Here is a 12,702-nt window from a genome sequence, read left to right as displayed (position 1 = left end):
ATAATAAGGGGCCCAAATTTAAATCATAAATATAATTATTCGTTTATGTCGTATTTTTACGCCCATTTTAATAACTTATCCTAACAATATGAGCAAAATAACAGCCGCTATTACAGCGGTGGGTGGGTATGTTCCCGACTATGTACTAACGAACCAGGAATTGGAGAAACTCGTTGAAACTACTGACGAATGGATCACCACCAGAACGGGCATCAAAGAGAGAAGGATACTGAAGGGTGAGGGGAAAGGCACCTCAGAGCTTTGTGTGCCCGTAGCGCAGGAAATCCTGAAGAAAAGGGGTATTTCCGCCGAAGAAATTGACCTGCTGATAGTAGCCACCGTTACGCCAGACATGGTGTTCCCGGCTACCGCCAACGTGGTTACGGATAAGATAGGCGCCAAAAATGCCTTCGGGTTCGACATTGGCGCCGCCTGCTCCGGCTTCCTCTATGCGCTGGACACGGGCGCCAAGTTTATTGAGAGCGGCCGCTACAAGAAGGTAATGATTATTGGGGCAGACAAGATGAGCTCCATCATTGATTATACAGACAGGGCCACCTGCATCATTTTTGGTGACGGCGCCGGCGGCGTGCTGCTGGAGCCCAATACGGAAGGGCTGGGCCTGATAGACAGCATCCTGAAAAGCGACGGCCACGGCCGGGAGTTCCTCAATATGAAGGCCGGCGGCTCCAACCGCCCCGCCAGCGCGGAAACGGTGGCCAACCGGGAGCACTACGTGTTCCAGGAAGGAAAAACCGTGTTTAAATACGCAGTGGCCAACATGTCTGAAGCGGCCCGCGGTATCATGGACCGCAACCATCTCACCGCTGAAGACATTGCCTGGCTGGTACCCCACCAAGCCAACCTCCGCATTATCAGCGCCACAGCGGAATACATGGGCGTACCGGAAGAAAAGATCATGATCAACATCCAGCGCTACGGCAATACTACTGCCGGCACTATTCCGCTCTGCCTGTGGGATTGGGAAAGCAAGCTCAAAAAGGGAGACAACCTGGTGCTGGCGGCCTTTGGCGGCGGCTTTACCTGGGGCGCCTGCTATGTGAAATGGGCGTATGATGGCAGCAACCATCAGCATTAAGCCGCGGGAAAGAAAATATTTATTTGTAATGGCGCCTGTGCTCACGGGCGCCGTTACTTTTTCCGCTAAGCACCTTTTTATATCTCGAACACGAACCCTTTCTCCGTCAGGGCGGTGTATTTCTCCTTGTCAAAACGGTAGAGGTTAGCCCCTTTCTTGGACGTGCTTTTGTCTTTTTCGTCCAGCTTCTCCAGGATGTCCATAGCCAGTATTTTTTTCCTGAAGTTCCGCTTGTCTAACGGGCGCTGGTAAATCTCTTCATACAGGTTCCTCAGCTGCGGCAGGCTGAACTTTTCCGGCAGCAGCTCAAAGCCGATGGGGTGGAAACGGGCTTCATCCCGCAGCCGCGCCATTGCGTCTGCCAGCATCTGGCTATGGTCAAAGATCAGCTCCGGTATCTGGTGCAGGGAAAGCCAGTGAGCACCGTGATCGTTGGCCAGCATGCGGTCATGCTCGCTGATGCGGATCAGCGCGTAATACGCCACGGAAATCACCCGGGCGCCGGTATCCCTGTCTACTTCACCATAACATTGCAGCTGGTCCATGTAAATGTCCTGGATACCGGTGGTTTGCCGTAACACGCGCGCTGCAGCATTGTTGGTGCTCTCGCCTTCCTGTACAAAACCGCCCACCAGTGACCAGGCGCCTTCCATGGGGTCTACTTTCCTTTTGATGATCAGGAGCTTCAGCTTCCCGTCTTCAAACCCGAATATGATACAATCTACCGCTACCAGATGCCTGGGAGCACTTACGTAAAAAGATGGAAGACTCATAGATACAAACTTAACTTATTTCTTGCTGCGGGTAAACTCAATAAAGTCCGTAGCCGGTATTTTGCTGACGCCAGACTGGCGCAGCATGGTGACCAGTTGCCCGCGGTGAAAGGTGGAATGATTAAATACGGTGAGCAGGGCGTGCTGCACGGCAGACTTGCAAATGCCCCTTACCGGGTGGTGATACTCAATGGTATGGGCCAGGCGCGCATCTGAAGCAGTGGCTACAAAATCTTTGAGCATGGCGCTCTGCCGGCCAAACTGCTGGGCAAACTCCTGCCAGGTACCTGTAAAACCCGCCGTGGGCTTTACTACCGGCGCAGCCAGCTGCAAACGCTGGTACCAGATGCTCTCTACATCCCAGATGTGATAGATGGTGCTGCGCAAGGTGGGAAAACTGCTGCCCAGGTCCTTGTCCAGCCGCTCCTCTCCAGGCCCTCCCAATACCTGCAGCAGCCGCTGGTTGGCCCACATGTTGTACGTTGCTAGCTGCAACAGGAGATCCTTCATCTATTTATATCTTATTTTTACACGGAAAAATCGTAACAAGATACTCATAACCGGAAAACATTCAAATATCAAACCATGAAACAAACACCGCTCACTGGTTTCAGTTCAGTATGCGTACACGCAGGGCACGAGCAGGACCCCCTGTATGCCCATCTTACACCTATCTACGCTTCATCAACGTACGTGTACGACTCTGCAGACCAGGGCATGCGCCGCTTCAGCGGGCAGGAAGACGGTTTTATCTACACCCGCTGGGACAGCCCCAACTTCCGCGAAGCCGAAGAAAAAATGGCGGCGCTGGAATGTTTCGGCCTCACCGGCCCGGACGGCAGTCCGCTGAAAGCCAAGGCCAAGCTGCATTCCTCCGGCATGGGCGCACTGTCTACCCTTTTCCTCTCCCACCTCAAGGCGGGAGATAAAGTGATTTCCCACTATTCGCTGTATGGCGGCACAGATGAGCTGTTCAGAAAAATATTGCCCCCGCTGGGCATTGAAGCCGTGATAGTGGACATGCAGGATGTGACCGCCACCGAAGCCGCCATCAAGGCAGACCCCGCCATCCGCATGATGTACCTGGAAACGCCGGCCAACCCCACGCTTCGCTGTGTAGACCTGGAAGCCCTCCTGGGCCTGGCGCACCAGTACAAGCTGGTATCTGCGGTAGACAATACTTTTGCTACTCCCTACCTGCAGCAGCCCTTCGCTTACGGGGCAGACTATGTTTTTCACTCCACCACCAAATTCCTCAACGGCCACGGTACCGCCATTGGCGGTGTGCTGATAGGCAAGGATATAGATACCATGCAGGGCCCTGTGGAAAAGGTGCACCGCCTGCTGGGCGCCAACAGCAACCCTTTTGATGCATTTTTGCTCACACAGGGCATCAAAACGCTGGAAGTGCGCATGGAACGACATTGCCACAACGCCATGGAGGTAGCCGGTTTCCTTGACGGCCACCCCGCCGTGGCCAGGGTAAATTACCTGGGCCTGGCAGACCATCCGGACTTTGCCGTTGCCGCACGGCAGATGAAACACCCCGGCGCCATGCTGAGCTTTGAGCTGAAAGGCGGCCTGGACGCGGGCAAACGCTTTATAGACCGGCTGCAGATGTGCCTCCGCGCCGTGTCTCTGGGCACCTGCGATACCCTGATCTGCCACCCCGCCTCCATGACGCACTACGGCGTGCCGAAGGACCTGCGGGAAAAATACGAGATCACGGACGGCCTCATCCGCATGAGCGTGGGCATTGAAGCCGTAACGGATATACTGAACGACCTTGACCAGGCTTTGCAATAAACAGGAAATATGTCTACACCCATTCACATAAGAAGAGCAGAAAAAAAAGATTGCGCCCGCATGATGGAGCTGGTGCGGGAACTGGCTTTATATGAAAAAGCGCCGGAGCAGGTGACCGTAACGCTGGGGCATTTTGAAGAAAGCGGCTTTGGCCCCAACCCGGTATGGTGGGCCTTTGTGGCGGAGACCAACGGCGTTATCACCGGCCTGGCCCTTTATTACATCCGGTACTCTACCTGGAAAGGCAGCCGCATGTTCCTGGAAGATATCATAGTAACCGAAAGCGCGCGCGGCCAGGGCATTGGCAAGCTGTTATTTGACCGGCTGATCATCGAAGCAAAAGAAAGAAAGCTGAACGGTATTGTGTGGCAGGTGCTGGAATGGAACGAGCCTGCCATCAACTTCTACAAGAAATACAACGCGAAGTTTGACCCGGAGTGGTGGAATGCGAGTATCGAGATCGGGTGACATATAGCGTGTGCCGTATTTCGGCATTTTGACTCCCTGCCCCGCTGGTATAAACACTATTACGCTTTCACTCAGCCGTGATATTTGGACGTCGCCTGCAGGCGGTGCTATTGTTTCTCAAAAACCAGTATATCTCCCAGCCCGCCGGGGTCTGTGAAGAAGCGGCCGATGGTAAAGGTGCGCCCGTCTGCGCTCATGTGGAAGTAGAACTTTTCCTGCCGTGTTCTCAGCAGCAGGCTGTCTCCCTCTATAGAGTAAAAATAAACACCAGATTCGTTGGCCCTGCTTACCTGGGGCGGCAGCGGGCGGGTTTGGAAATAGAAGCTGCGCTCTTCAACAACGTCGGCGCCGGAGCCCGGTACCGCCTCCCTGAAAACGATCACTTCCTTCCGCTGGCTTTTCTCCAGCCACCGGTCTTCCAGGCTTTGAGATTTACTGCAGGCGGTGAGCATGGCCGCGCCTGCCAGGATGGAGAAAAAAGTTGCTTTCATGGCGGGATGTATTGTGCCTGTAAAACGGAGGAGCCGGGGGAATAGTTACAATAATATCAAAATTCACCAGATACAAACAAGTTTGCAGGTGCATGCATCTATGCTTTTGATATGGACCAGCTATGCTCCAGCTATAGCGAAGGTCATGGGCAGGTATGGTGAGGATATACTCAAACCTGCTATGGGAGCCGGTTCCAGGCTATACACAAAATGGCCGGTTAGGGGATATGGAAGGAGGCGAGAGGGGCTTGTCCGATAGTAAATTAACCTTTCAAGAAAGAAAGGCGGCTGCACTTTAAGGTGCGGCCGCCTGTATCAATGATTCTTTAGCATATTGTATCACCCCTTTGCCACTGCTTCTTCCAGCCCGGTGCTGATACCGTCCGTAACCGCGTTTTTATCGATTTTGGCAATCAGGCCCTGCAGTACCTTACCGGGGCCTACTTCGGTAAACCGGCCTGCGCCATCTGCTATCATGGCTTGTACGCATTGCGTCCATTTTACAGCGCCGGTAAGCTGGCTGATGAGGTTTTGCCTGATCTCTTGCGGGTCTGTTACGGCTTTGGCCACCACGTTCTGATATACCGGGCAAACGGGCGTATTGAAAGCCGTTTTTTCAATAGCGGCCTGCAGCTCTTCCTGGGCGGGGGCCATCAGCGGGGAGTGGAAGGCGCCGCCTACCGCCAGCTCCATGGCCCTTTTGGCGCCGGCGGCTTTCAGCAGCTCTATGGCGCGGGCAATGGCGGTTTTGGTGCCGGAAATTACCAGCTGGCCGGGGCAGTTGTAGTTGGCGGGCACTACCACGTCATCTGTGATGGTGGCACAGATCTCTTCCACCTTTGCATCTTCCATGCCCAGTACCACGGCCATGGTGGAAGGCGTTATTTCACAGGCCTTCTGCATGGCGTTGGCGCGGATGGCCACCAGGCGCAGGGCGTCTTCAAAACCCAGGGCGCCGTTGGCCACCAGGGCGGAAAACTCGCCGAGGGAGTGGCCGGCCGTCATTTCAGGGCGCGGGTTGCTCAGGCAGAGATAACCTATCACGGAGTGCAGGAACACCGCCGGCTGCGTTACACGGGTTTGTTTGAGGTCTTCCTCAGACCCTTCAAACATGATATCTGAAATCCGGAAACCCAGTATCTCATTGGCTTTTTCAAATAAAGACCGGGCCTGGGCATTGTTGTCGTAAAAACTTTTGCCCATACCGGTAAACTGCGCTCCCTGACCGGGAAAAACAAAGGCGTGTTTCATTTGATTTGCTTCAATCTTGTTAATTATCAGAGAACAAATATATGTAAAAAAATATGGTTTAATCCGGCATACGCTGGCTTAAACCATAGGGGACCTGCCTCCGGGTATTTACCGGCGGCTGAGCAGGTCTGAGCTGATCAGTTTCATGAACTCCGCGCGGGTGGTCCCGTCCTGGAACTGGCCGCTGAAAGCGGAGGTGGTGGTAACGGAATTTTGTTTCTGCACGCCTCTCATCATCATGCAAAGGTGCTGGGCCTCAATTACCACTGCCACGCCCTGCGGCTCCAGGGTTTCCTGGATGGCATCCAGTATCTGGTGGGTGAGGCGCTCCTGCACCTGCAGGCGGCGGGCAAATACGTCTACCACCCTGGCTATTTTGCTGAGGCCGGTAATATAACCGTTGGGGATATACGCTACGTGCGCCTTGCCGAAAAAGGGCAGCATATGGTGCTCACACATGGAGTAGAGCTCTATGTCTTTCACGATCACCATTTCGTTATAGGCCTCGGTAAAACGGGCGCCGCGGAGTATCTCCCGGGCGTCCAGGTGGTAGCCCTGGGTCATGTACTGCATGGCCTTGGCCATCCGTTCCGGGGTTTTTAGCAATCCCTCCCGCGCGGGGTCTTCGCCCAGCAGCGCTATTGCTTCCTTATAATTCCCTATCAGTCCCGATGTTACTTTCTCGTCGTAAGATTCTTCCTTCTTGTAAGCCATAGTCCTGTTTTTTTCAGTTATTTGCCGCCGTAGTATTCCACGTAGATCTTGGCGGTTTCGTGCAGCTTGATGCAATGCAGCTGCACCGTGTCTGGCAGGTGTTTTTCCAGTTGCTCCCAGATGGCAATGGCAACGTTTTCCGCAGAAGTGAACTTGTCTTTCATGAAATCTACGTCCAGGTTCAGGTTCTTGTGGTCCAGCTTCTCGATGATCACGTCTTTGATCAGTACACCCAGGGTTTTGGCGTTAAACACAAAGCCGGTTTCGGGATCGGGGTTGCCCTTGATGGTCACATGCAGGTCATAATTATGCCCGTGCCAGTTATCGTTGGCACATTTGCCGAACACTTCCTGGTTCTGCTCCTTGCTCCATTGCGGATTAAATAACTTGTGTGCCGCATTAAAATGCTCCACGCGCGTCAGATAGATCATTTCTCTTAGTTGTGGTAAATTTCTGCAAATTTAAAGCAATTAGACGAGAACGGGGGGATGTGTGAGTTTAATGTACCTTTACGGGATGAAATTGCTGCTTGCTGCCGCTACGGAGCTCGAAATAAAAACAGCATTGAGCTGGCTGGACGAGGAAAAGTACCCGGATGTGGACGTACTGGTTACCGGCGTAGGCATGATGGCCTCCGCCTGGCAGCTGGGCCGGTATTTTGCCCGCAACAAGCCCGCGCTGGCCATACAGGCCGGTATTGCCGGCAGTTTCCGGCGCAGCTGGCCGCTGGGAGAAACCGTGCTGGTAACCCATGAAACGCTGGGAGACCTGGGCGCGGATGACAACGGCCGCTTTCTCGACCTGTTTGACCTGGGCTTCCAGGAACCTGGTGCCCCACCTTTTACAAATAAGGAATTGGTGAATACGTTGAGCCTTTTCCCGGAAAGCCTGCAAAGCCTGCCGCAGGCCACCGGCGTTACCGTCAACACTGTAAGCGGAAGCGCTGCTGCCGTTGCCCGCCTGCAGGAGCAGTATGCGCCGGATGTGGAGTCTATGGAAGGGGCCGCTTTTCACTACGCCTGCCTGCAGGAACAGGTGCCTTTTTTACAGCTGCGCAGCATTTCCAACTATGTAGAACCGCGGGACAAAAGCAAATGGAACATTTCCCTTGCCCTGCAAAACCTGAACAATACGCTGCTCTCCCTGCTGGAAGAGCTTCGTCAAAAAGAATAAACCGGATATGGAACTGACACTGGGGTTTTCACCCTGCCCGAACGATACGTTTATATTTGATGCGCTGGTCAACCACCAGCTCAATACCAACGGCCTGCAATTCAACACCCGCCTGGAAGATGTGGAAACGCTCAACCAGTGGGCTATGCAAGGAAAACTGCACATCACCAAGCTGAGTTTTGCCGCGGGCCTGAAGGTGGCAGACAAATACCGCCTGCTCAACAGCGGCAGCGCGCTGGGAAGGGGCTGCGGCCCGCTGCTGATAGCCCGCGAACCGGTTGCCGCCGGCCGGGTGAAAGACCTTACCATAGCCATCCCCGGGGAAAATACCACCGCCAACCTCCTGTTCAGCATTGCCTACCCTGACGCCGTGCATAAAAAGATCATGCTGTTTTCGGACATCGAGAACGCCGTGCTGAGCGGAGAAGCAGACGCCGGCGTTATCATCCACGAAAACCGCTTCACCTACCAGCAAAAGGGCCTGGTGAAACTGGCAGACCTGGGAGAGTTTTGGGAAAACAAAACGGGCCAGCCCATTCCATTGGGGGGTATTTTTATACGGAAAGACGTGCCGGAGGAAATACAACAGCAGGTAGACGCCCTGATCCACAGCAGCCTGCAGCAGGCCTTTGCCGCCTACCCTGTGCTTTCTCCCTATGTAAAAGCCCATGCCCAGGAAATGGACGAGCAGGTGATGCGCCAGCATATAGACCTTTATGTTAACCAGTTCAGCCTTGACCTGGGGGAGGAAGGCAGAACGGCCATTGAGAAGTTAAAATCAATGGTGGCCTGACGTCCGGGCATCATTACACTATTTCCCTGTTCATTTTCCCAGCGCCTTGCTGTACACTTCCAGTGCGCGCTTGCGGGCAGCTTCATGTTCTACCATAGGCCGCGGATACGTTAACTCATCCACTTCCGGCACCCATTTACGCACATATTGCAGGTCTTTGTCGAAACGCTGCGTTTGCAGGGCAGGATTGAATATCCTGAAATACGGCGCTGCATCGCACCCGCTGCCTGCCGCCCATTGCCAGCCACCATTGTTGGCAGCCAGGTCATAGTCCAGCAGTTTCCTGGCAAAATAGGCTTCGCCCCAGCGCCAGTCTACCAGCAAATGTTTGGTAAGAAAGCTGGCGGTGATCATCCTGACGCGGTTATGCATGTAACCGGTTGCATTCAGCTCCCGCATGCCGGCGTCTACAATAGGGTAGCCGGTTTGCCCTTCACACCACCTTTCAAACTCTGCCGGGTTATTGCGCCAGGGTATGGCATCATATTCTTTTTTGAATGAATGGTTTTCCACCTGCGGAAAATGCCAAAGTATCATCTGGTAAAATTCCCGCCAGATCAGTTCGTTGAGGTATACTTCGCTGAGGTGTTGCGCCATACGGGCCAGCATGCGTATGCTGATGGTACCGAAGCGCAGATGTACGCCCAGGCGGGAGGTGCCGTGCACGGCCGGAAAATCGCGCGTTTGGGCGTAATGCCGGAGCAATGCCTCTTCCGGCCAGGGCGGAGGGAAACCGGTGTCAGCGCTTACCCGCTTGTTTCCGGATGCAGGAGCCTCTTCAAGCCCCGGTGCATTGCTATGATTTTCTACCGCCCTGAAACCAAGGTCTTCCAGCGCCGGCAGCGGCAGAGGCGCTTGCCGGTAAAATGCGCTGTAGTGTTGCTCCACTGGGTATGACTGCAAGTAAAAGCCCGTCAACAGCTGTTTCCATTTCCGGCTGTAGGGAGTAAATACCGTATATGGCGCACCGTTGTCTTTCGTTACTTCGTTCTTTTCAAATATCACCTGGTCTTTATACGTATGGAACGAAATGTTTTTGTTTTTCAGCTGCTGTTCAACCGCTGCATCGCGGCGGCGGGCGTACGGCTCATAGTCGTGATTGGTATAAACAGCGGTTACGGGGTATTGCTGCGTCCAGTAAGCAAAGGCCGCTTCGGGCGTACCATGGAAAACGTGCAGCGTGCTGCTCATTTTTACCAGTTGCTGCTGCATGGCGGAAAGGGCCGTGTGAATGAACTGTACACGCCGGTCTGATTTTTCTTCCAGATCATCCAGGATGTTGGTATCGAAAACAAATACAGGCACTACCTGGAGTCCGCTCCGCAGAGCGTGGTAAAGAGCTGCCTGGTCAGACAAACGGAGATCACGGCGGAACCAGCAAAGTACTATCATTAGCTATCGGCATTGTGAATTGAAGAACGAAAGAAAGCTGTAACAGCTGACCGGGCCTACAGCATAGACTCGTACAGCAGATCATGCAGGATCACCGAAGCGGCGTTGCCGTAGCTGGTATCGCGGAACTGCCCTACCCAGCGGATGCCGTAAATAGCGTTGGTGAGGAATATTTCGTCAGCGCTCTCCAGGTCACTGATGCGGAGCGGCTGCTCCTTTATTTTGAAAGGCATTTCGGTTTGCAGCAAGTGCTTGCGCATGACGCCGCATACACAGCCTTCGCTAAGGGGCGGGGTCAGTATATCATTCCCTTTTACAATAAACACATTGGCAATGGTGCTGTCTGCCACGCGGCCGTACTGGTTCAGCAGGAGCGATTCGCTGATCTGGTGCTCCTTTGCATAAAGGGCCGCCAGCACATAGGGCAGGCAGTTGTTGGATTTGACGCTTGAGAATTTGTCTCCCGGCTTGATGGCATCCGGGAACACGTCCATGGTGAGGCCTGCCTGGTTCAGCTCAAAAATGTGCCGCGGCAGTTTCCAGCACTGGATGATAAATTCCGGCGTATGGTCTACAGGGTCGTACAGCCCTGTGCCGGCCCGCCATACGGTGAGGCGTACACGGGCAAGATCGCTTACGCCGCTGGCGCGGCATAGTTCCAGCACGAGGCCGGTAAAATATTCTTTCGTAAAATGCGGTGGAATGTGAAAATGAAGAAGGTGCAGGCTCATCATCAGCCGCTCAAAGTGGAGGTCGGCCAGCAACAGTTGCCCCTGGTACACCTTCATGGTCTCAAAACAACCGTCGCCATACCTGAAACTGCGATTATCTACGGTCAGCAACGGTTTATCAGCCGCCATGAATTTTCCGTTATAACACAATTGCATACTGTAAGTTACGATTATAAAACCATTTCAGGCACATCCCCTTTTATGACCAGGCGCCCGGCCGTTTTTGCCTTTATTTCTTCCACACTCACGCCCGGCGCGCGTTCCAATAGTTGAAACCCTTCCGGCGTAACGTCCAGCACCGCCAGCTCCGTCACAATTTTTTTCACACATTTAACACCGGTGAGCGGCAACGAGCATTGCGGCAGCAATTTGCTTTCGCCTTTGGGGTTGGTATGCATCATGGCCACAATGATGTTTTTGGCGGAGGCCACCAGGTCCATGGCGCCGCCCATGCCTTTCACCATTTTGCCGGGTATTTTCCAGTTGGCAATATCTCCGGTATCAGACACTTCCATGGCGCCCAGCACGGTAAGGTCTACCTTGCCCGCGCGTATCATGCCGAAGCTTTCCGCAGAATCAAAAAAAGCGCCGCCCGGCAGCACGGTCACCGTTTCCTTGCCGGCGTTGATGAGGTCTGCGTCTATTTCCGCTTCCATCGGGTACGGGCCCATGCCCAGCATACCGTTCTCAGACTGCAGCATAATGGAGATACCGGCGGGTACAAAGTTGGATACCAGCGTAGGGATACCGATGCCCAGGTTTACGTACATGCCGTCACGCAGTTCCTGTGCAATACGTTTTGCAATGCCAAATTTGTCGAGGGCCATAGCAGCGAGTTTTAGATTTTAACCGTTTTGCGTTCAATGCGCTTTTCATAACCGCTCCCCTGGAAAACGCGGTGCACGTAAATGCCGGGCACATGTACCTGGTCGGGGTCCAGCTCACCCGGCTGCACCAGGTGCTCCACTTCGGCAATGGTAATGTTGCCGGCCTTGGCCATGGAGGTGCTGAAGTTGCGGGTGGTTTTACGGAATACCAGGTTGCCCATCGTATCACCTTTCCAGGCTTTTACAATGGCAAAGTCTGCATGCAGCGCCAGTTCCATCAGGTAATCCTTACCGTTGAAGCGGCGGGTCTCTTTTCCTTCGGCTATTTCCGTACCGTAACCGGCAGGTGTAAAAAAGGCGGGTATGCCCATGCCGGCCATCTGGATGCGGGTGGCCAGGGTGCCCTGGGGTATAAGGTCTACCTCCAGCTCTCCGGAGAGCAGCTGCCGTTCAAATTCAGCGTTCTCCCCTACGTAAGAAGACATCATTTTCCTGATCTGCCGGGTTTTCAGCAGCAGGCCCAGGCCAAAATCGTCTACGCCCGCGTTGTTGGAAATACAGGTGAGATTGTTGACACCGCTGCGTACCAGCGCCGCAATACTGTTCTCCGGAATGCCGCACAGGCCGAAGCCGCCCAGCATCAGTGTGGCGCCGCTGGGAATGTCTTTCACGGCCTCATCGGCGTTAGCAATTACTTTCTGCATGTTTTGGTGTTGTGGTGGTTCAGGGTAAAATCAGCCGCAGGCTGTCTGCCGGGCAGTACAATGAATCCCAGTGCGTACGCCGTTCAATGCCATACTTCAGGTCAGATTGTTTGCGCTCAATGGAATCCATCACTTCCCTCCTCCTCTGCACAATAGCCTGCATGCTTTTGTATATCTCTTCCAGCCGGTCTGAATGCAATTCATAAAACCGGTAGCTGTTCATGAACTCGTCTTTGGTAACGTTGTGCAGCTGCAGTATCTGCACATAATACCGCTTGATGTTCTGCTCCCTTACGGAATCTGCAATACGGAAGGTGTCCATCCCCTGCTCACGGCCGTACACTTCCGCATAGTTCATATCCAGCAAAATATCCCGCATCTTGTCCGGCGGCAATACGCCCTTCGGCGTTCTGTCTGCCTGCCCGCAGGCCAGCAGTACGCTGAACAATAAAACGCCGGCTGTCTTTCTCAGGTTCATCA

16 protein-coding genes are annotated in these 12,702 nt (G+C 53.8%); 5 read left to right on the top strand and 11 right to left on the bottom strand.

What is annotated here, in order from left to right:
* The first annotated feature begins 88 nt into the window (after window positions 1-88).
* On the top strand, window positions 89-1,099 hold the full coding sequence (locus ABDW36_RS18185) for a beta-ketoacyl-ACP synthase III (RefSeq protein WP_343703352.1): 1,011 nt from the start codon (window positions 89-91) through the stop codon (window positions 1,097-1,099).
* Between the two features lie 77 nt (window positions 1,100-1,176).
* Here ABDW36_RS18185 and ABDW36_RS18180 read toward each other — a convergent pair whose 3' ends face one another.
* Both ABDW36_RS18180 and ABDW36_RS18175 read right to left on the bottom strand, forming a co-directional pair.
* Window positions 1,177-1,872, bottom strand: a complete 696-nt coding sequence (locus tag ABDW36_RS18180; protein ID WP_343703351.1) for an NUDIX domain-containing protein — start codon at window positions 1,870-1,872, stop codon at window positions 1,177-1,179.
* A gap of 15 nt (window positions 1,873-1,887) precedes the next feature.
* Window positions 1,888-2,382 carry a DinB family protein gene (locus ABDW36_RS18175; RefSeq protein WP_343703350.1) on the bottom strand — a complete coding sequence of 165 codons (495 nt, stop codon included), beginning with the start codon at window positions 2,380-2,382 and terminating at the stop codon, window positions 1,888-1,890.
* Between the two features lie 75 nt (window positions 2,383-2,457).
* On the opposite strand from ABDW36_RS18175, the gene ABDW36_RS18170 reads away from it, so the two are divergent.
* The gene (locus ABDW36_RS18170) at window positions 2,458-3,678 is read left to right on the top strand and encodes an aminotransferase class I/II-fold pyridoxal phosphate-dependent enzyme (protein ID WP_343703349.1); all 1,221 of its coding nucleotides are present in this window, start codon (window positions 2,458-2,460) and stop codon (window positions 3,676-3,678) included.
* A 9-nt stretch (window positions 3,679-3,687) separates the two neighbouring features.
* Entirely contained in the window at window positions 3,688-4,146 is a 459-nt protein-coding gene (locus ABDW36_RS18165) for a GNAT family N-acetyltransferase (RefSeq protein WP_343703348.1), read from the top strand.
* A 107-nt stretch (window positions 4,147-4,253) separates the two neighbouring features.
* On the opposite strand, the gene ABDW36_RS18160 is transcribed toward ABDW36_RS18165, so the two are convergent.
* The 4 genes from ABDW36_RS18160 to ABDW36_RS18145 form a co-directional block, all read right to left on the bottom strand.
* Window positions 4,254-4,637: a hypothetical protein gene (locus tag ABDW36_RS18160; protein WP_343703347.1), complete on the bottom strand. Its 384-nt coding sequence runs from the start codon at window positions 4,635-4,637 to the stop codon at window positions 4,254-4,256.
* A 339-nt stretch (window positions 4,638-4,976) separates the two neighbouring features.
* Window positions 4,977-5,888: an ACP S-malonyltransferase gene (gene fabD, locus ABDW36_RS18155; RefSeq protein ID WP_343703346.1), complete on the bottom strand. Its 912-nt coding sequence runs from the start codon at window positions 5,886-5,888 to the stop codon at window positions 4,977-4,979.
* 108 nt (window positions 5,889-5,996) lie between these two features.
* On the bottom strand, window positions 5,997-6,602 hold the full coding sequence (gene folE / locus ABDW36_RS18150; protein WP_343703345.1) for a GTP cyclohydrolase I FolE: 606 nt from the start codon (window positions 6,600-6,602) through the stop codon (window positions 5,997-5,999).
* 17 nt (window positions 6,603-6,619) lie between these two features.
* Complete coding sequence (locus ABDW36_RS18145) at window positions 6,620-7,033, bottom strand: 6-carboxytetrahydropterin synthase (protein WP_343703344.1); 414 nt, start codon at window positions 7,031-7,033, stop codon at window positions 6,620-6,622.
* An 85-nt stretch (window positions 7,034-7,118) separates the two neighbouring features.
* Here ABDW36_RS18145 and mqnB point away from each other — a divergent pair, with 85 nt between their 5' ends.
* Together mqnB and ABDW36_RS18135 are read left to right on the top strand one after the other, a co-directional pair.
* Window positions 7,119-7,775 (top strand): futalosine hydrolase, encoded by a 657-nt coding sequence (gene mqnB / locus ABDW36_RS18140; protein ID WP_343703343.1) that lies wholly within the window; start codon window positions 7,119-7,121, stop codon window positions 7,773-7,775.
* 7 nt (window positions 7,776-7,782) lie between these two features.
* Window positions 7,783-8,568: a 1,4-dihydroxy-6-naphthoate synthase gene (locus ABDW36_RS18135; protein ID WP_343703342.1), complete on the top strand. Its 786-nt coding sequence runs from the start codon at window positions 7,783-7,785 to the stop codon at window positions 8,566-8,568.
* 30 nt (window positions 8,569-8,598) lie between these two features.
* On the opposite strand, the gene ABDW36_RS18130 is transcribed toward ABDW36_RS18135, so the two are convergent.
* From ABDW36_RS18130 to ABDW36_RS18110, 5 genes are read right to left on the bottom strand one after another with little or no spacing between them, the layout of a single operon-like run.
* Window positions 8,599-9,960 (bottom strand): deoxyribodipyrimidine photo-lyase, encoded by a 1,362-nt coding sequence (locus ABDW36_RS18130; RefSeq protein WP_343703341.1) that lies wholly within the window; start codon window positions 9,958-9,960, stop codon window positions 8,599-8,601.
* A gap of 56 nt (window positions 9,961-10,016) precedes the next feature.
* Window positions 10,017-10,820, bottom strand: a complete 804-nt coding sequence (locus tag ABDW36_RS18125) for an aminotransferase class IV (RefSeq protein ID WP_343703340.1) — start codon at window positions 10,818-10,820, stop codon at window positions 10,017-10,019.
* Window positions 10,821-10,861: 41 nt separating this feature from the next.
* Window positions 10,862-11,518 carry a 3-oxoacid CoA-transferase subunit B gene (locus ABDW36_RS18120; protein WP_343703339.1) on the bottom strand — a complete coding sequence of 219 codons (657 nt, stop codon included), beginning with the start codon at window positions 11,516-11,518 and terminating at the stop codon, window positions 10,862-10,864.
* A gap of 11 nt (window positions 11,519-11,529) precedes the next feature.
* A complete protein-coding gene (locus tag ABDW36_RS18115; RefSeq protein ID WP_343703338.1) occupies window positions 11,530-12,222 on the bottom strand; it encodes a CoA transferase subunit A in 693 nt (230 codons plus the stop codon).
* A 19-nt stretch (window positions 12,223-12,241) separates the two neighbouring features.
* The gene (locus ABDW36_RS18110) at window positions 12,242-12,700 is read right to left on the bottom strand and encodes a DUF4296 domain-containing protein (RefSeq protein WP_343703337.1); all 459 of its coding nucleotides are present in this window, start codon (window positions 12,698-12,700) and stop codon (window positions 12,242-12,244) included.
* Window positions 12,701-12,702 lie beyond the last annotated feature (2 nt).

The sequence above is a fragment of the Chitinophaga sp. genome (assembly GCF_039596455.1).
Lineage (GTDB): Bacteria > Bacteroidota > Bacteroidia > Chitinophagales > Chitinophagaceae > Chitinophaga.
This window is presented reverse-complemented; position numbering and strand designations above follow the sequence as displayed.